Source organism: Legionella jordanis (genome assembly GCF_900637635.1).
In the GTDB taxonomy this organism is placed as follows: Bacteria; Pseudomonadota; Gammaproteobacteria; order Legionellales; family Legionellaceae; genus Tatlockia; species Tatlockia jordanis.
Genome location: NZ_LR134383.1, coordinates 884,153 through 903,806, shown reverse-complemented (window position 1 = coordinate 903,806; position 19,654 = coordinate 884,153). Strand labels below are relative to the sequence as shown.

The following is a 19,654-nucleotide window of genomic DNA, read 5'->3' as shown; positions in this document are numbered from 1 at the left end:
ATTCCAAAATAATTGTCGGTTTGTAACTCCATCATGTCTGTAACTCATACTCCAATGATGCAACAATATTTAGGCATCAAATCCGAATACCCTGATATGCTTTTGTTTTATCGGATGGGTGATTTTTATGAGTTATTTTATGAGGATGCCAAAAAGGCAGCCCAACTCTTGGATTTGACTCTTACCCATCGCGGACAATCTGCCGATAAACCAATCCCTATGGCAGGAGTGCCTTATCATGCCGTGGAAAATTACTTAGCCCGCCTTCTAAAACTTGGCGAGTCTGTCGCCATTTGTGAGCAGACAGGCGACCCAGCCTTAAGCAAAGGGCCGGTAGAGCGTCAGGTCACTCGCATCATTACACCAGGAACAGTTACAGATGAAGCTTTGCTCGATGCCCGCAAAGACAATATTTTGCTTGCCATTCACAAGGCGCCCGGGAACTATGGCTTGGCCTGGGTGGATTTGAGTGCCGGGCGCTTCCATTTGCTGGAGCTTAAGGATGATGCTGAATTGTATGCCGAACTTAGTCGCTTAAGTCCGGCAGAAATTTTGGTAGCCGATTCTGTTCTTCCCAATCAATTAAGCACCCAGTACACCATAAAAATACGTGCAAATTGGGAGTTTGAAACGCAAAGGGCGAGACAGCTGCTTTGTGAGCAATTCTCTGTAACTCACCTGGAAGGTCTTGGAGAAAAACAATATAGCCAGGCTTTTCGTGCAGCTGGATGTCTGCTCGGTTATTTACAAACGACACAACGACAGTCTCTCCCGCATCTAACACAGCTTACTTTAGAGCAAAGTCAGGATTATTTACAGCTCGATGCGTCCACGCAAAAGCATCTGGAATTGTTTGAAAATGTTCAAGGAGGCAAAGAGAACAGTCTCATTGCCATTCTGGACAGCACAGCTTGTGCGATGGGAGGCCGGCTTTTAAGGCGCTGGCTTGGGAAACCACTTAGGGATCGCAGACTGATTCAAAAAAGACAAGAAGTGGTAGCTGAGATTTTGCAAAAGAACCAATTGGCCGCTCTCCATGCTCTACTCAGGCGAATTGCCGATGTTGAAAGAATTGCTTCACGCGTCGCATTAAAGTCGGCAAGACCACGAGATTTGTTGCAACTACGCGACACCTTAACGTTGCTGCCTGAGCTTAATAAGGAATTACAAAACAACAACGCCCCCCTTCTGAGGAGTTTGTCGACACGCCTTGCACCTCAACCAGAATTACAGGAGTTACTGGCGAGCGCCATTGTTGATAATCCCCCAATGCTCATACGTGATGGAGGTGTGATTGCTTTGGGTTTTGATGAGGAACTGGATGAATTAAGAGCTTTAAATGACCATGCTACGGATAAATTGCTTGAGTTAGAAGCGCTTGAAAAGCAACGCTTAGGGCTTTCATCATTGAAATTCGGCTACAACCGCGTTCAGGGTTACTACATTGAGGTTTCACGTGGACAGGCTGAGAAAGTACCCGCCTCTTACCAGCGCAAACAAACCTTGAAAAACGTCGAGCGTTACATCACACCGGAATTAAAATTGTTTGAAGAAAAGGTATTGTCAGCGCAAGTGAAAGCTTTAGCACGGGAAAAATGGCTTTATGAGAAACTGCTAGAAGAAGTGGGTCAATACATTACAACTCTGACACAAATGGCGCAGGCACTGGCAGAAATTGACGTGTTAGTGAGCTTTGCGGAACGAGCCCAATCCTTAAACTGGACTCGACCTCAGTTGATTTCAGAACCGGGGATTCATATTAATCAAGGGCGCCATCCCGTCGTAGAACAAGTTTTACAGGAACAATTTATTGCCAATGATCTTCAGTTAAACCAAGCGCAAAATATGTTATTAATCACCGGGCCGAATATGGGAGGTAAATCAACCTATATGCGGCAAACGGCTCTCATTGTCCTTTTAGCCCATTTAGGCAGCTATGTCCCTGCTTCACAAGCGCGAATAGGTCCAATTGATCAGATTTTTACACGTATTGGGGCCAGTGATGATTTAGCCTCAGGCCGTTCAACATTTATGGTAGAAATGACGGAAACAGCGCATATTTTACGCCAGGCTACTGATAAAAGCCTGGTATTAATCGATGAGATTGGCCGTGGCACAAGCACTTACGATGGTATGGCTTTGGCTTATGCTACTTGTGCCTATCTTGCAAGTACTGTGAAAGCTTATTCGTTATTCTCCACCCATTATTTTGAATTAACCACTTTGACTCAAACCTTTTCTTGCATTAAAAATATTCACTTGAAAGCCACCATCGCAAGTGGCCGCATCGTGTTTCTATATCGAGTGGAAGATGGGGCTGCCAGCCGCAGTTATGGTCTTGAAGTCGCAGAGCTGGCAGGAATTCCTAAAACGGTGCTGGAAATTGCAAGGCAACAATTAAATGTTATGCAAGCTCCCTTAGAAACACTTGAGTCAGGGATAGGAAATACCACAGAATCAGCTTTACTGATTGAATTAGCCAAAATTGATCCGGATAATTTATCAGCTCGGGAAGCTTTAAATGTTGTTTATCGATTAAAGCAGCTGGAAATGGAACAAGCTTCAATTTAAAAGGAGACAGACCGATGCATCGATTTTTTACGATATGAACAATAAATTACGACTCTTCATTGCATTAATTGTTTTGCCTCTCTGTGTGGCAGCTGCATCAGAACCCAATTTTAAAATTTCGGGGGTAGAGGATGTGGTTGTTCATAATATCGAAGAACGCCTCAAAGAGTTGGCCAATGAAAAACAACTCAGTACTCAGTCGAAAGAAGAATTAAAAACCCAAGTGGCCAAAGCCATGCAGCCCTATGGTTATTTCAAGCCAGACATAGATGTCTCGGGCAGCAACCCTTTAAAAATTACCATTAACCCAGGTCCTCAAATTCACATCAGCGGCATCAGAGTAGAAATAAAAGGGGAAGGTTCTGATAATTATTCCATTAAAAAAGTCCTCCAACCTCTTCCTATTAAAAAGGGAGACCCTTTAAATACCATTAAATACGAGGATTTAAAGCAAAGTTTACTAAATGCAGCAGAACATCAAGGATTTTTGCGGGCTAATTTTGAAAAAGCCGAGATTCTAATTCAGGCTGAGGATAATACTGCTTACATCAGCTTGATTTTAAATACAGGACAACAATTTTACTTTGGTCAGGTTAAATTTGATCCGACTTACATCTCGCCGGAACTGTTGCGGCGCTACATTCCTTTTCAATATGGCCAGCCTTATTCCACCGACCAGATTTTAACGCTAAACAATCAATTGTCTGCAAGCGGGTATTTCAGCAACGTTTCGATTAAGCCTGAGCTGGATAGTGAACGATATATCCCTGTTGACGTACATCTGCAACCAGCCCCAAGAAATAATTATTCACTGGGTGTGGGCTTTGGTACCGACACTGGCTTGCGTGGCAGGCTTGGCTATCATGTTATCCCTGTCAATCGCGCGGGACATAAATTCAATGCCATCGCATTAGGCTCCTTTAAAGAGAATGGAATTCAGGGCCAATATGTAATACCAGGAACCAATCCCATCACGGATCAATATTCAATCTCTGGAAATCTTGCCCATCTTAATTATGACAGCGGCTCAAGCAGCTCGTTCTTGCTGTCTGGAGCACAACAACACACCACGCCAAGATTTCAGAGAACCTTGTCTTTGAATGGTTTATTTGAACGCTTTAACTATGTTGCCACCCCCAAGGAAGAAAAAGACACCCTTTTCCCCAAGATGACTTTCACCTGGACGAATGCTGAAAACAAATTATTCACCCCCACAGGTTATGCTTTAACCCTCACAGGCCTTGGAGCCAGTAAAGCCATATTATCAGAGGTTAATTTTGGGCAAATTGCAGCAAACTTCAAAGCCGCCTTAACCGTGGAAGCGATAAGAACTCGATTCTACTTCCACTCGATACAGGGAATAACAGCCATACATGATGTCAATCAAATGCCTCTCTCGCTGGCTTTTTTACTGGGTGGCTCTGATAATCTTAAGGCTTACAGTTACAACTCATTAGGCCCCGGAAAAATCCTGACTTACAATGGATTTGAAATTCAAAAAGAAACCGTTAAAAATTGGTATTTTGTCACATTTTTTGACAGTGGCGACGTTTACATGCCAATATCGAGAAATTTAAAAAACGATGCGGGTATTGGTTTGATGTGGGTCTCTCCGGTGGGTCCCATTAAAATCGGTGTGGCTCAAGCCTTAGACGATCGTTTCAATCGCAATGATAAAAAACCAAAGCTGGTCATTAATATGGGGCCTGATTTGTAGATGCTTAAACTGAAGCAAATAGCCAAATTGTTACTTCGCAAACTGCTCATTATTTTTATTCTGATGACTGCAGTTATCGGCTTGTTGATTAGTACTAACCCAGGCTTGGTTCTGCTGTTTAAAGTCGCTGGTTATTGCGTGCCTGGAACACTGGAGGTAGAAAATATCCATGGCAGTTTATTGAGCAAAATAAGCTTTGACCGACTGAGTTATCATGACAAAACCATGAACTTGAATCTTCGCAATGCGAGCTTAAGTTGGGGCATTACCGCTTTATTGCATCATCAACTGCTCGTTAAGTCCATCACAGCGGATGAAATTCAATTTGAAACCAGAACAACAGAGGATGAAAGCAAAAAAACCACTCCACTTAAATTCCCCCACCTTCCCTTTGAGCTGCTGTTGCAGCAAGTCTCCATTGCTAAAATAAAATACATCCATGGCGCAAGCAACCATCAATTTGAACATTTCTCATTGCAAGCCCAACTGAACAATCAACAATGGCTCGTGAATCATTTGATTTTCGATTATCAATCGATTCATCTTGCCTCCGAAATAAATGCAGAACCTGTGTTCCCTCATCAGCTCCACGCCAGTTTTAAATTCAACAATCCATCGGGCAAAAAACCCTTGCTCCAAGGTAATCTGAACGTAAGTGGTGATTTCTTCCTGTATCATTGGCAAGGTCAGCTCATGCAACCAGGTTCTTTGACCTTCAATGGCATCATTAAAAATGGCAAGGAAGTTCATAGTCAACTTCAATGGCAAAACTTAAATGCACCTATTGGCGGAGTTAAGTTAGCCAGTGAAAATGGTCATCTCAATATTGATGGGCTCTTTCCTGATCTCAAAATGACATTTGAAGCTCAAACCAGCTCTCCTTTGAAATCAACCATTGCAGCTCAGCTAGATAGCAATGCGCAGGGTTTTAATGGTCACGGGACCATTGATTTTCCCGAAGGTCATCTTGATTTTCATAGCAACTACAATGGATCAGCCTCACCCAGTCTAATAGGAAGTGTTAAAGCGCAAGCAGGCTCATTGGGGGCTCCACCCAATCAACTTAAACAGTTTAAATGGTCTTCGCAATTTTTTGGTAATACCCTTGAAGACATCGAATTTGTAGGCCAATTTAGTGGCGACTGGTCAGGCAATGAATTGCTGACTGATATGAATTATCGTAATCAGCAGCTGAATGTCCGGGCTGAATTGGCAGAAAACAAACTGGAAATTTTCGGCAAATTCCCCCACCAGTGGCAGATTAAAGCTGCAATTCCCAAGCCTAAATTCCTTCACCCTGAATTAGCGGGACTGGATACCAACATCAATCTGGACGCCTCTCTACAAAATCCTCAAGCAGGAACAATGAATTTAAGTATTTCACCGGGATCTTATCAATTATCCCAAGATGAGAAATCCAGAAAACTTGAATTCCATGGTGGCAAGCTTAACGCGGTGTTGTCATCCAAATCGCTGAAATTATTGGGTAACATAACCATTGATGACAGCAAACAACTGGATTTAAATTTAATCCTGGAACATTTTAAACTGAACGAAAGCATCCCGGATAAACAAAAAATTCAGGGAAATCTCCGTTTAACAGTTAACTCACTTAATTTCTTACAAAATCTAAGTCCAGACATTTCCAAGCCTCAAGGACGTTTGCAGGCACAATTAAAAGCGAAAGGTACACTCGCCAAACCCAACATTGAGGGTAATCTTAGCTTGAAGGAAGGAAGAGTTTCACTACCTAATTTCGGCCTGGACTTAAACTCCATTGAATTTGAGTTGACGAGTCGTAATAAACGTTGGCAGGGTAATGGCCTAATTCGTTCGAATTCTCAGGCATTAACCATTAAGGGCCAAGGAGTATACGACAAAGGACTGGCAGGCACATTCAATCTGGATGGCGACAGCTTTAATTTGATTAATACCAAAGAATATTCAATCGCCATTTCCCCTAAACTACTTGTTGAATTCAGCCCAGATTCTCTGTCTTTGAAAGGTCAAGTTCTCGTCCCTAAAGCGGAAATCAAACCTCAGTCTTTCAGCAACTCAGCGACCCTTTCAGAAGATGTGGTATTTTCAGAAGCTAAAAAGCCGGATAATCCCTGGCACATGAGCACTGATGTTCAAGTGGGAATGGGTGAGAACGTGGCAATTAGTATAAAAGGATTAACTGGACGATTGATTGGCGCCGTTCATTTAAGTCAATTGCCAAATGAACCTCTCAATGCCAATGGTGAACTTAGTATCCAGGATGGCAAATATAAAGCTTACGGGCAGGATTTAACTGTGGAAGAAGGTCAATTACTATTCACCGGCCCCATGCTTACCAATCCTGGCCTGCGAGTCAAAGCGGTGCGTAAATTCAAAAACAATGCGGCCAATTTCCCCGGGAGTGGGCAATTGTTTGACTTTAACCCTTCCAATTTAGACACACTGAATTTAAGCAATAATGTCACTGTAGGTATTGCCGTCACCGGCCGCGTCAATTCGCCAAAAATTGAATTATTTTCAACTCCAGGCAATCTGTCCCAGGCCGATATTCTTTCCATGCTGCTGTTAGGCAGGCCGGCAAACCAGGCCAATAAGGCAGGGGGACAATTGCTGTTGGCTGCCATTTCCTCCATGAATCTCAACCAGGGGACTGAGGGCACGCAATTAATGGAGCAACTTAAACAAGCTCTAGGCGTTGACGTGAATCTCGAAAGCACAAGTCAATACGATAAAAAAACCAATCAACTTACAGACAGGACTTCAGTCGTGGTGGGCAAATCCATCTCCAAGCGTCTGTATCTAAGCTATAATTTCGGCTTGGCCCAAACCGATAGTAATGTCGTCACCCTGACCTACTTGCTGAATAAATTTTTCAGCATTCAAGTCAACTCCAGTGTGGCTGGCAGTGGCATCGATTTACTTTATACTCATCGAAAGGAATGAATATGACATACAACTTAGCCTTACGCCTGAAACGGTTGCGCCAAACTGAAGTATCACGAGGCTTGGTTCAGGAAACCCATTTGCACGTGCAGCAATTTATTGCTCCTCTCTTTATCAATGAGCGTTTACAAGAAAAACGTGAAATTAAAAGCATGCCTGGACAGTTTCAGCTGTCTTTAAACGACTTAGGCCAAGAGATTGAAGAGCTCACAAACCTGGGCATTCATTCAGTCTTGCTGTTTGGTATACCAATTTGTAAAGATGATTTGGGCAGTGCCTCCTATGATAGCAATGGCATCATTCAGCAAGCTATAGGCAAAATTCGTGAAATAAACAAGGACATGCACATCATTACAGACGTTTGCTTTTGTGAATATACCAATCATGGGCACTGCGGCATACTTGATGGTGAATGCATCGATAACGATAAAACTCTTGAATTATTAGCAAAGCAAGCGGTTAGCCATGCCGAAGCAGGAGCCAACTGGGTGGCACCAAGCAGCATGACGGATGGCATGGTTGCAGCAATTCGACAAGCTTTGGACAATGCAGGCCATATCAACACCGCCATTTTAAGTTATGCGGTTAAATACAGCTCCAGTTTCTATGGTCCATTTCGGGAAGCTGCAGAAGGGGCCCCTAAATTTGGTGATCGCAGAAGTTATCAAATGGATCCTGCCAATGCCAATGAAGCCTATCGTGAGGCTGCGCTTGATTTGGCAGAAGGAGCGGACATGTTGATGGTCAAACCAGCCCAAAATTATCTGGATATTATTTTTCGCATCAAGCAACGTTTTCAAGAAGTTCCTCTTTGTGCTTACCAAATAAGTGGAGAGTATTCATTAATAAAGCATGGGGCAGCTCAAGGACTTATAAATGAAAAACAAGCCATAGTGGAAACCCTTATGGCCATTAAGCGCGCGGGCGCGGATTTCACCATTTCTTATTTTGCCAAGGACATCGCAAGATTTTTAAAGGACGAAATCATTTAAGTGGGCTGAAGATAAGTTTAAAATCTAATCGGTCCTTGCAATCTTTAACAACTTAAGAGTAATTTGCTTAATGCACTTTACTCTTAAGCCGCTTTGACGAGTAAGTTATAAGAACTCCCTTAGTCTCCCTACACTTCTAATATTGAAAAAAAATATGAAATGACAGAACCATACGGCTTAGGGCTTGTCTCTAACAGGGCATTCACCTATAGTAATTGCCGGTTGGAATGGATTCCTGTCTTACGTTGCTTGTAACGCAGGGTTTTGACTCAATAGGAATGCATTTACGCTCCGATTCAAAAAGAGAATTTTGACGTAAAATTAACAAGGCTATTGAGGATAGACGTCTCTATACCAACTTTTTATTAATAACGGAGTGAATTTATATGAAACATTTGTTTAAAAGCTTGGCTGCCGCCGCTTTGGCCTTTGCCGCAAGCGCAACTTTTGCTAGCCCAGCCTATTTGATTACCCATAACAAAACCAATGTCGAATCGAATGCATACGTAGCGGGAGTTCCTTCACCTCATCCTACTCGAGCCAATGCAGATGGCAAGGTATCGTGGTTAGCCGTAAGATTGGCTTGCAATGGTCATGTCAATAAGGAAGGTCGTTGCGCTGCTGTTATCAAAATGGCTACAGATACAGCTTCTCCAGTGGATCTTGGTACAGTATCTGTGCACGTCGATACAGGCGATATTATCCCTAAGCAAATTAGCGGGAATGGTTACACGTTAACTGTTAATGGTCCTGGTGAAGCAACGTTGACTAAAAATTAAAGCGATAAAGAAAAAAGCCACGCAATGCGTGGCTTTTTTTTTGCTATTACTTCGTGGGAACTGGGACAGGTTGATCAATAATCCAGGTGATTTGAGCGCCAACCAAATCTGCATGGGCTTTAGTGATTGCATTTATTGTATAACTGCTGGTACTGCCAACCGCGTCAGTGCGATTAATGCTTGGATCATCCGCTGAAAATAAGTGCGTGTACCCTGCATCAATACCAATATTAGGTCTGACTTGATAGTGGCCACCAATTGAAAGCGCCCAACGATTTGCATCAGGAATACGAATACTTCTGAACGCATCACGTGTTGGAGTTTGGTCGTAACCGCCACCTACCCGCAACATCAGTTGATCGTTCCACCAATAATTAGCACCTAAAGCAAAGCGCCAGGTATCGCGGTAATCTTCAACAGATACGCTATTTACCAGTACTTGCCCACCAGCAAACGTTGCTGAGGGGGGAGCGTAAGCTACGGCATTGTTAAGCTGAATCGTATTCAAACTGCTCCAGCCTGTCCATACCACAGATCCTAGAAGGGCCAAACGCTCATTAACATCCTGATAGGCACTGAGCGTAACAATATCAGGAAAATCAATGTTATTACTGGATAGAATATCGACCCGTTGCAGGGCATTTGGATCAGCGAACAAGACGGATAGTGGATCAGTAACATCCAGGCCTGGTGTAGCCAAACGACCATTCAAGCGACTGAAACCATGGAACTTATGTCTCACTTGAGATTGATAATTCAAGCCAATTCGAGTGTGTTCTTCATTGAACAACCCCATGGCTCCGGCATGGAAGCCTACGCCGAAAGAATCACCCTTATTGTAGCTTTCTGAATCCAGATAATTTGGGGTTACAGGAACACCAAATGCGCTATAAAATCCCAACAGGGTTGGCGAACCTAACATGCGATTGAATTTCACCTGGGAATATTGAAAATCAATACCTGCGCCGAGTGCAAAATGATCAGTAATTCGACCACCAATTTCAGGGGAAATATTAAAAGTTTTCAATTCGCTTAAGGTAGCTGCATAACGTACTGGGCTGGCCTCTCCCCATAGGGTCTTAAGACCAAAGGGTGCAACGACGCTCAAACCAAAGGTAGCAGCATCGCCCAGTGGTAAGGCATAGTGTAGAGAAGGCACAAATCCGTCTTTACCACCATCCAGGTTACTGAAAGATTGTATGTAGGGAGGCAAACCAACTGTACTGAATGTACTTGTTCCGCTAATCTTCGCAGTTGGGAATACACCAACACCCCCAAAGGAAATCTGTTGCTCGCGAATTAACGCAAGCCCAGCTGGGTTATACCAACCAGTTGATGCATCGGCAGCTTCAGCTGCAATACCAGCTCCAAAATTGCCTACGGATACTCCGTTGCTCTCTGTGTATAAAGAGAAGCTTCCTGCATGGGCGGCATTCGCCATCAGCGCAACTACAGCTGCACTGACTAATGTTCTAATGGGTTTTTGCATGCTACTCACACTCCTTACGTTAAATGCATCCCAACTTATTGCAAACTAAGTGATGATAAATGAATTAATATTGATTTCAAACGGCTGAGGAAAAAAAATTCTATTTATAATCAAAAAGAATTTCATAATTAATTCATAGTGAGTAATTTAGATTCATCGTGTTAAAATTGTTGATTTTGCGTTGCTCTGCCAACGCTTGTATTGCCAAGCCAGTCCATGCTAATGTGTTCTTTTTTTGCTCGGACATCGTCATGCAACAACTCGTTACTAAATTTGGGGGCACCAGCGTATCCTCGCTGCAAACTTGGCAACATATTGCTGCTATCACTAAGCAGCATATAGAAAACGGGGTGCAACCCGTTATCGTTTGTTCTGCACTAACCCAGATTTCAAATAAACTTGAGCAAGCAATTGAAGCGGCCTTGATTAACCAACATCAAAATATCGAGGCAGACATCAGCAACAGCCATAAGGAATTGGCTGAGGTACTCAAAGTGCCCTTTAGCCTCATTGAGGATGAGTTGCAGCAACTCAATCAGTGGCTTACCGGCATTGCTTTATTAAAGGAAGCATCAGCCAAAACTCGGGCGCAAATTTTAAGCTTGGGTGAACTGATGATGACTCGGCTCGGGCATGCCTTTTTGCGCAATCAAGGCATTAATGTCCTGTGGTTCGATGTAAGAGAAGCATTGATATCCACAATCATTCCAGGCGTGGATGAAGTGAATTTCCTCGCTGCCCGCTGCACCAGTGAACCCAATCCTGAGCTCAGCCAAAGGCTAGTAGACAGCGGAGCAAAAGCCATCATCACACAGGGATTTTTTGCGGCCAATCCCCAGGGCGAAACCGTTTTATTAGGACGCGGAGGCTCAGACACTTCAGCGGCCTTATTGGCTGCAATTTTACAAGCAAAAACTTGTGAGATTTGGACAGATGTCCCGGGTATTTATACAGCCAATCCACACTTGTTGCCCCATGCCCGTTTATTAAAGCAGCTTACCTATGATGAAGCGCAAGAAATTGCATCCATGGGAGCTAAAGTGTTGCACCCAAATTGCCTGCCCCCGTCCGCCGCGCAGGAATACCCATGGTGGTCAAATTCACCAAAATGCCTGAACATTCAGGCACCCGGATTTCTCATGAAAGTGATGACAAGGCCCCTCCTATTAAATCCATTCAGGTTAAGCACAGCATCATTTTAATTTCGATTGATACGATTCACATGTGGCAACAAGTGGGTTTTTTGGCCGATGTGTTCGCCGCGTTTAAACTCCACGGGTTTTCTGTGGACCTGCTGTCTTCTTCAGAGTCAAATGTCACTTTGTCTCTAGACAGCAATGCCAAACTTCGTGATCGCAGCGCACTTGAGGGTTTGCTGGCTGATTTAAATCGCTTTGGACGTGCCAAATTAATAGAACCTTGTAGTGCTGTGAGTTTGGTAGGACATGACATCAGAACCGTATTGCCGCATTTAGGCCCGACTCTGGAAGTGTTTGATTCGCAGCAAATTTATCTCATGTCTCTTGCTTCAAATGATTTGAATTTGACGTTTGTAGTGAATGAATCCCAAGCCGACAAACTCTGCCAAAAATTGCACAATTTGCTGATAGATGATAATCCACAGAGCTTCTATTACTCTAAAAGTTGGCAAGAAGAGTTTGGAAATCCAGTCAAGAAAAATTCTCCCTGGTGGGAACTTGAACGGGCGAAACTACTCGATTTGGCAGCAACAAGCTCACCCTGTTACGTGTACCATTTACCCACTCAATCCAGCAAAGCCGATGAGCTTTTGAACCTGAAAGCCATTGACCAGTTGTTTTTTGCGGTGAAGGCCAATCCCCATTCGGCTATCTTAAACAATTTGTTTGCCAAAGGCATCGGTTTTGAATGCGTATCCATCGATGAATTACAACATGTACTGAATTTATTCCCTGAAATCGACCGAAGTCGCCTGCTGTTTACTCCTAATTTCGCCTCCAGGAAAGAATATGAATTTGCCTTATCTTTGGGATGTTATCTCACTATTGATAACCTTTACCCCTTGGAAAACTGGCCAGAGTTGTTTAAAAACCGCGAGATTTTGTTAAGAATAGATCCGGGCTGTGGTGCCGGACATCATAAATACGTCTGTACAGGCGGGAATGAGTCCAAATTTGGTATACCCCAAAGCGATCTTGAGCAAGTCAGCCAGTTGACAGAACAGCATGGTATTTCTGTAATAGGTCTACATGCTCATTCAGGGAGCGGGATTCTAACTCCAGAATTGTGGCAACAAACGGCTTCCATGCTGGTTTCTTTGCAGCAGAAGAACTTCCCAAATGTAAGGATCATTAATCTGGGCGGCGGCTTGGGTGTTGTGGAAAAACCCGGGCAGCAAGAGCTGGATTTGCAAGCCCTGGATGCTGCCTTGATGGCTGTGAAATCAAGCAACCCGCAAGTATCACTATGGCTCGAGCCTGGACGCTTTTTTGTTGCGGAAAGCGGCATTATTCTCGCCAAAGCCACTCAGTGTAAGGAAAAAGGGAAAGTGCGTTTTATTGGTATAGAGACCGGTATGAATAGTTTACTGCGTCCAGCCCTCTACGGTGCTTATCATGAAATTTTAAATTTGACCCGATATCAGGAAGAGAAAACTGGCTTTGCCCATATAGTTGGTCCTATTTGTGAATCGGGCGACACGTTAGGCTACAATCGCCTGTTTCCAGAGACGAAAGAAAGCGATGTGATTCTGATTGCTACTGCAGGAGCCTATGGCCATTGCATGAGTTCCCATTACAATTTGAGAGCACCCGCGCAAGAAATCATTTTGGACTAAGATCATGCTCAGCGACAGTCTTCAGCGCAGCAAAGCCACGGATCCAAGAGGTTCTTTTATTGTCCAAGCCCCTGCAGGCTCGGGTAAGACAGAACTTCTGACTCAACGATTTCTAAGGCTTTTGTCTACCGTCAATGCCCCCGAGGAAATCATCGCCCTAACCTTCACCCGCAAAGCGGCCAGTGAAATGAGAGAGCGTATTCTGCATGCTTTAAGGCGGGCCTATGAAGGTGAAAAACCTGACTCAGCTCATCAGCAACAAACGCAGCACTATGCTCAAGAAGCCCTGGCACGGAGTGAACAGCTAGGTTGGGATTTATTAAAACAGCCAGGGCGACTGTCAATTATGACTCTTGATGCGCTGTGTCAGATGATTTGTCATGCAATACCATTGCAAGACCGCCAAATTCCTTATTCCAAAATTACGGAAAAACCGGAAGCTTATTATCACATGGCTGTTCGGTCCTGCCTGGATCATGCCTTATCAGATGCTCGGTTCCATCCCTCCTTAAAAACCTTGCTCGCCCATGTTGATAATCGTCAAGATAAATTGCTCACTTTTTTTTCCGAAATGTTAGCCAATCGAGATCAATGGCTCTCTTCTTTATACATGGCTCGCGAACAAGAACAAACCGCATTTGAAAATATGCTCGCCCAAATCGAAGAATTGGAGCTGAACCGGTTTAAAGAAAGCGTTTACCTTGAAGATCGTGAGCCGCTATGCTTTTTAGCCAGGCTAATGGCAGAAGTTACGGCTCTTCCAGACTCACCTCACTATCCTTTGCGTAATTGGTTTAATTTTGAAGACTTAAACCGTGAACAAGCCTGTGGTTTGGCTTCCATCTTGCTGACTTCAAAAAATGAGATCAGGAGTCGGCTTGACCTTAAGCGAGGTGCCTGTGATAACCAGCTATATGATCAGATCAAAACCCAAAGTACGGAACTCTTTAAACGACTGAAAACTACAGCAAATTTCCTTGAATGTTTACTCAAGGTTAAAAGCTTGCCTGCTCCTCGCTATCATCCAGAACAATGGCAAGTTTTGCAGGCGCTTTTTAATTTATTGCCTTTGCTGGTTGCACATCTGCAACTCATCTTCGGTACTCACAATGAAGTGGATTTCACAGCCATTTCACAACAAGCCTTGTTTGCTTTAGGAGAAGAGGATAACCCAACGGATCTCGCCCTTCATCTTGATAATCGCATTAACCATTTACTCATTGATGAATTTCAAGACACTTCAATTTCGCAGTATCAACTGCTGGAAAAATTAGTGAGAGGATGGGAGCCTCAAGATGGACGGACACTTTTTTTGGTTGGGGATCCCATGCAATCGATTTATCGATTCAGGCAGGCTGAAGTTGGCTTATTTTTGAAAGCCAAGCAGCAAGGGATTGGTTCAGTAAAACTGGAATTTTTAGAACTTTGCTGTAATTTTCGCTCCTCAGCAACCATAGTTAACTGGATAAATAAACAATTTTCCTCGATTTTTCCAGCTAAAGACAGCATTGAGTCTGGTGCTATTTCATTTCACCCGTCTGTAGCTGTTCTTCCTTCTCCGGAGACAAGCTGGATAAAAGCTTATCAATTTCAAAATCGTAGTGAAGAGGCAAAAGCCCTGGTGGATTGTGCCATTCAAGAATTACAGGATTTTCCCCAAGATGAAGTTGCAATTTTAGTCCGATCTCGCAATCAATTGGCTGAGGTGTTCAAAATATTGAGAGCACGGCAAATTCCCTTTCAAGCCGTTGAAATTGAACTACTCTCCAAATTGCCGCATCTTCGAGATCTGTATACTTTAACTGAGGCCTTGCTAATGCCTGCCAACCGTTTAGCCTGGCTTAGTTTTTTGAGAAGTCCCTTCTGTGGCTTGTCGCTCGTGGATCTTCATGCCGTTGCTAATTTTGACAAAAAAAAATCAATTTACCATGCCCTAATGCATTTAAATCAGATTGCATTGAGCGAAGAGGGTCGTCTTCGCCTCGAATTCATTCAGGGGGTCTTGCACAATGCGCTTTTAAAACGGCATCAACTGCCTTTAGTTGAGTGGATTACCGACACTCTTAAAGAGTTGCATGTCGATGCAATTTTACCTGAGACTAAAAGAGCTGACTTGCAGCAATTTTGGGCTTTGCTGGAACGATTTAGCGAAAATGGCTATCCAAACCTGGAGCAATTTCGAGTTGAATTTAATAAACTTTATGCGAAAAGAAGCCATTCCTCACGATTACAAGTGATGACCATTCATAAATCCAAAGGATTAGAGTTTGATTCAATCATCTTACCCGGTCTCAGCACTAAAGGTCCTAATCAGGAAACACCGCTGCTTCGTTGGCTAAAATTCCCCTCAGCCCACAATGACTTTTTTTTGGTTTCCCCTATTAAGGCCGCACACCATGAAAATTGCCTGCTTTACAATTATCTGGCTAAATTGGATGCTGAAAAAAGCAATTATGAATTGCAACGCCTGCTGTATGTGGCTGCGACACGCGCCAAAAAACGACTTTATCTTTTTGATTACAGCGAGAGAGAGAGCAAGGGAAGTTTCCGCAAATTATTAAAAAATCAGGAGTTTATCAGCACTAAATCCCTGGAAACAGAAGAAATCAGCAGTTTTAATCCCCCTCCTCTGCAAAGACTGCCTACCCACTATTATCAAAACAAGGTGACACTCCACCACTCAATCAATGCAATCCGACTGCCAAAGTTTGCACAAAATTTGCGCCAAATAGGCGTCGTGGCGCATGAACTATTGCAATGGGTTTGCAATAACCATCCGGAAAATATTCAGCAATTACCCTGGGACATGGTTAGCCAGCGCTTCAAAACGCTAGGCTTCAATCCAGGTGAGCTGAAAACCGCTTGCGCCTGGTTAAAGGAAAAAATGGCCAATTTATTCGCAAACCCCATCGGCCAATGGATTATTAAGGCACAGGCCGAAGAAGCTAATGAATATGCTTTAATCATTTCGAGAGAGGGGGAAGCAACTACACGCATCCTGGATCGCACCTTCATTTATCAGGGTAAGCGATGGATTATTGATTTCAAAACAGGGAACGACGATGAGCAAGCTCAAGACAGCCATCGTCAACAAGTTAATGAATACGCCAGTTATTTTATAAATTCCATGAACAATCAGGTTCACTGCGGTTTATTTTATTTAGCCAGTGGGAAATGGTTGACTTGGGAATATCAAACCCCAGAAACCTTGTTTATGGCCGCGACGTAACTTTTCCCTTAGCAGCGATTAGGGTTGTTGCTGCGGCAAGGCATTCTGCTGAATTTGGGGGGTCGATTGTACCTGTGGTAATTGCTGTACGCTTGGGGCCTGCTGCAGTTGCGCCGGAATTTGTTCAGGTATAAGCTGGTTACCAGGAGTTATATCGGGTAACTGCTCCAGCTGTGGAGAAGGCGGGGAAACTTTAGGTGGAGGTTGGCTTGGCGGCGGGGGTTGATGTTGGGGATCTTGATTCGGATAAATAACCGTATAACCCACACTTGCCCGTGCCCCAGTCAGGAAAACGAAAAACGCAGCGAAAAACAGATATCGCAGGAAAGAGAAAAAGCTGTTCTTTCTCATAATAAGCTCTGTAAATTCCCTTGATATAAGTATGGACCTAAATTCTATTTTTTAGACAGCAAGATCATAAAACTCTTTCGGTTTTGCTCTTTAATGGCGGCATCTTTAACTGATGAGGAAATCATGGCCAAGCAAATTTGTTACCATGTTTTTATGGGTGATAGTCTCAGCGACCCCGGTTTTATGGATCACAGGAAATTGGCAGGCATTATTCCAATGGATGGTTTAAGTGGTCTTAAAGGCAAGTCTCCCCAAGGTTCTTTCACCAATGGCTATGTCTGGGATAAAAATTTCGGGATTACAGAAGCTGAAGAATGCATCATTAAACAGTTGGAATACAAAGGTCAACGTCCTACGGATATTGCAGATGGAATCATTGACCATGAGGAACGCATTGAACGGCCATTCACAGATGATTTTCAACTCGATGTTTACCGGCAAATCAATTTTAAGCATCAGGATTTTGTTCGCTATTATGCTGAAGGAGGATTAACCTCCTACAATTACTCCGGAAGAATTACGGCCGACTTTAAATTATTGGCAACGGAAAAAATCTTATCCACCCTTGAGGGCAAACGCCAATTATTATTGGAAGACGATAAAGCCCGCGGAATAACTCAAGATCATCGAGATGAAACGCTCATTACCGAATGGTCAGGCGCCAATGACCTTATTACTGTAAACAACCGACCAAGTAAAGAAGAAGCAGAACGGGCAGTTAAAGCGAGACTGGATAATGTTGAACAGTTAATTAAGGTGGGATATTGCCATTTTGTATTATTCGATTTGCCCGATTTATCACTCACTCCACGCTTTCAAAAGATGGAACAGTCAGAGCAGAATAATGCTCATGTTGTTTGCTTGTATTTTAATGAACTTTTAAACCAAGGGGTAGCGCGCTTAAGAAAGGCTTACAGTTACTGTGATATTGATGTCTTTAATGCCTCAGGAATATTCAAAGACGCTTATGAGCATCCTGAGAGATATGCTCTGGATGTGAATAAACTGCACACGCCATACATCACCTCCCCTGATTTTAAGATAAAACCTAATCACACCTCACCTGCACCAGGTTACATGTTCTGGGATGATGTCCACCCGAGCGCCCATGTGCAAGATATTCTGGCGGAAAAATACGCTGAGAAATACAGCTTAAACTATTCATTCTCAACCCCGCATGAATCTTTAATCACACAATTTAAAGAAACTTACGGGCAATGCTTTGAAGATGATTTGCGGGGTTGGTTCAGCTTCTTTAGAACGTCCCACATTTCCTATAATAACCCAATGCTCAAGCTTGAGTGCATTCTTGATCATGCCTTGAACCAGGGTGGTCAACGCAGCCGCAAAGTGATTCAACAGCTAGGCTGGATCAATGGACAGGGCCAACTTCTCTCTAAAAATCCTGAGTTGGTGAAAGCGATGGAACACCTCAGACAACCTAAGTCCACAGTTGATGTTGAACAGGAGTCAGGTGCTCTTTCCTTATTTGATTAAGGTTTAACTGAGAGAGTAGCTAACACTTCCTTAAAACTTTTCTTGTAAATGGTTCAATGCACTTCATTGCTGCGGTATGATCGTTTTAATTTTTAAAAATCAGAACTGGTTTCAATGAACATAGAAGACATTATTCGAGAGTCATTAGTAGATACTTATGAGCCATTGCTGCAATTAAGCTTGCAAGAGATGGGTTTACGCTATGAGCTTGCTGTAAATCAGCAAACCATCCATCTTAAATTACTCGCCGGGTTCCCCAGCGATTGGCTTGAGCAAACTCTCTTGCCTATTCTCCAAAGCAAGTTGGAAAAAGTTCTACCCAATTACCTAATTAACATTTCTTTTGATTTTTTTGTCAAAGCGCATCAAACACAAATGATAGGCAAAGGTTTAAAAGGAGTAAAAAACACGATCGCTATCGCTTCCGGTAAAGGTGGTGTTGGGAAATCAACCGTTGCTGTCAATTTAGCGATTGCCCTTGCAAGAAGCGGAGCCAAAGTAGGTCTTTTAGATGCCGACATTTATGGACCAAGTATTCCTTTAATGCTTGGTTCAGCAGAACCTGTTGCAGTAGCCAATGATCAATATGTGCCCGTCAAAGCTCATGGCATCCAGGCCATGTCCATTGGCTATTTGACGGATAGCAATGAAGCATTAATATGGCGTGGCCCAATGCTGGCTAAATCCCTCATGCAAATGCTGGATTTAACCAAATGGGATGATTTGGATTATCTAATCATCGATTTGCCTCCAGGAACAGGTGATATTCAGCTCAGTTTGGTACAAAAAATTCCGCTTACGGGTGCTATTGTAGTCACAACCCCTCAAAACGTTGCCACTCTAGATGCTCAAAAAGCCATTAAAATGTTTGAAAAAACAAATATTGATGTACTTGGACTCGTTGAGAATATGTCCATGCATACTTGCTCTCAATGTGGGCACCAGGAGGCTATTTTTGGCAGCGGTGGTGCAGAAGAATTAGCGGATACCTTTAAACTGCCTCTTTTAGGCAAGCTTCCCCTGGATAAACGAATACAACAAGAAACGGATGAGGGCAATCCAACAGCGGCACAGAACGAGAATAAGGTGGCGGAGCGCTTCATTCAAATTGCTCTTCGCGCTGCAATTTTTCTGTCGCAAAAACCTCTTAACTACGCAGGAAAATTCCCCAATATTGTCGTTGAATAACTTTCGAAAACACAAGACGTTTGAAGGTCATGTTTAGTATGGACAGACCTGATGATGTCAGGTACAACAATAGAAGAATAACT

Annotated in this window: 10 protein-coding genes and 1 pseudogene; 9 read left to right on the top strand and 2 right to left on the bottom strand. The window is 43.3% G+C overall.

Features of this window, described 5'->3' with window-relative positions; genetic code table 11:
• The first annotated feature begins 33 nt into the window (after window positions 1–33).
• From mutS to EL203_RS04185, 5 genes are all read left to right on the top strand, one after another.
• A complete protein-coding gene (gene mutS / locus EL203_RS04205) occupies window positions 34–2,571 on the top strand; it encodes a DNA mismatch repair protein MutS (RefSeq protein ID WP_058470367.1) in 2,538 nt (845 codons plus the stop codon).
• A 34-nt stretch (window positions 2,572–2,605) separates the two neighbouring features.
• Window positions 2,606–4,288, top strand: coding sequence for an autotransporter assembly complex protein TamA (locus EL203_RS04200; RefSeq protein WP_058470368.1), 1,683 nt, complete (start codon window positions 2,606–2,608; stop codon window positions 4,286–4,288).
• Window positions 4,289–7,231 carry a translocation/assembly module TamB domain-containing protein gene (locus EL203_RS04195; RefSeq protein WP_058470369.1) on the top strand — a complete coding sequence of 981 codons (2,943 nt, stop codon included), beginning with the start codon at window positions 4,289–4,291 and terminating at the stop codon, window positions 7,229–7,231. It abuts the gene before it with no gap.
• Window positions 7,232–7,233: 2 nt separating this feature from the next.
• Window positions 7,234–8,223: a porphobilinogen synthase gene (gene hemB, locus EL203_RS04190; RefSeq protein ID WP_058470370.1), complete on the top strand. Its 990-nt coding sequence runs from the start codon at window positions 7,234–7,236 to the stop codon at window positions 8,221–8,223.
• 386 nt (window positions 8,224–8,609) lie between these two features.
• Window positions 8,610–9,002 carry a hypothetical protein gene (locus EL203_RS04185; protein WP_058470371.1) on the top strand — a complete coding sequence of 131 codons (393 nt, stop codon included), beginning with the start codon at window positions 8,610–8,612 and terminating at the stop codon, window positions 9,000–9,002.
• A gap of 46 nt (window positions 9,003–9,048) precedes the next feature.
• On the opposite strand, the gene EL203_RS04180 is transcribed toward EL203_RS04185, so the two are convergent.
• Window positions 9,049–10,491 (bottom strand): OmpP1/FadL family transporter, encoded by a 1,443-nt coding sequence (locus EL203_RS04180; RefSeq protein ID WP_058470372.1) that lies wholly within the window; start codon window positions 10,489–10,491, stop codon window positions 9,049–9,051.
• A 251-nt stretch (window positions 10,492–10,742) separates the two neighbouring features.
• On the opposite strand from EL203_RS04180, the pseudogene EL203_RS04175 reads away from it, so the two are divergent.
• Window positions 10,743–13,306: pseudogene (locus EL203_RS04175) on the top strand (bifunctional aspartate kinase/diaminopimelate decarboxylase).
• 4 nt (window positions 13,307–13,310) lie between these two features.
• Complete coding sequence (locus tag EL203_RS04170) at window positions 13,311–16,535, top strand: UvrD-helicase domain-containing protein (RefSeq protein WP_058470373.1); 3,225 nt, start codon at window positions 13,311–13,313, stop codon at window positions 16,533–16,535.
• A gap of 18 nt (window positions 16,536–16,553) precedes the next feature.
• Here EL203_RS04170 and EL203_RS04165 read toward each other — a convergent pair whose 3' ends face one another.
• Window positions 16,554–16,886 carry a hypothetical protein gene (locus EL203_RS04165; protein ID WP_058470374.1) on the bottom strand — a complete coding sequence of 111 codons (333 nt, stop codon included), beginning with the start codon at window positions 16,884–16,886 and terminating at the stop codon, window positions 16,554–16,556.
• A 123-nt stretch (window positions 16,887–17,009) separates the two neighbouring features.
• Here EL203_RS04165 and EL203_RS04160 point away from each other — a divergent pair, with 123 nt between their 5' ends.
• The gene (locus tag EL203_RS04160; protein ID WP_165481220.1) at window positions 17,010–18,383 is read left to right on the top strand and encodes an SGNH/GDSL hydrolase family protein; all 1,374 of its coding nucleotides are present in this window, start codon (window positions 17,010–17,012) and stop codon (window positions 18,381–18,383) included.
• Window positions 18,384–18,497: 114 nt separating this feature from the next.
• Entirely contained in the window at window positions 18,498–19,571 is a 1,074-nt protein-coding gene (gene apbC, locus EL203_RS04155; RefSeq protein WP_058470376.1) for an iron-sulfur cluster carrier protein ApbC, read from the top strand.
• Window positions 19,572–19,654 lie beyond the last annotated feature (83 nt).

Excerpts from the sequence above, each read along its gene's own strand:
- mutS (WP_058470367.1), top strand. The coding sequence starts at position 34 with ATGTCTGTAACTCATACTCCAATGATGCAACAATATTTAGGCATCAAA.
- EL203_RS04200 (WP_058470368.1), top strand. The coding sequence starts at position 2,606 with ATGAACAATAAATTACGACTCTTCATTGCATTAATTGTTTTGCCTCTC.
- EL203_RS04195 (WP_058470369.1), top strand. The coding sequence starts at position 4,289 with ATGCTTAAACTGAAGCAAATAGCCAAATTGTTACTTCGCAAACTGCTC.
- hemB (WP_058470370.1), top strand. The coding sequence starts at position 7,234 with ATGACATACAACTTAGCCTTACGCCTGAAACGGTTGCGCCAAACTGAA.
- EL203_RS04185 (WP_058470371.1), top strand. The coding sequence starts at position 8,610 with ATGAAACATTTGTTTAAAAGCTTGGCTGCCGCCGCTTTGGCCTTTGCC.
- EL203_RS04180 (WP_058470372.1), bottom strand. The coding sequence starts at position 10,491 with ATGCAAAAACCCATTAGAACATTAGTCAGTGCAGCTGTAGTTGCGCTG.
- EL203_RS04170 (WP_058470373.1), top strand. The coding sequence starts at position 13,311 with ATGCTCAGCGACAGTCTTCAGCGCAGCAAAGCCACGGATCCAAGAGGT.
- EL203_RS04165 (WP_058470374.1), bottom strand. The coding sequence starts at position 16,886 with ATGAGAAAGAACAGCTTTTTCTCTTTCCTGCGATATCTGTTTTTCGCT.
- EL203_RS04160 (WP_165481220.1), top strand. The coding sequence starts at position 17,010 with ATGGCCAAGCAAATTTGTTACCATGTTTTTATGGGTGATAGTCTCAGC.
- apbC (WP_058470376.1), top strand. The coding sequence starts at position 18,498 with ATGAACATAGAAGACATTATTCGAGAGTCATTAGTAGATACTTATGAG.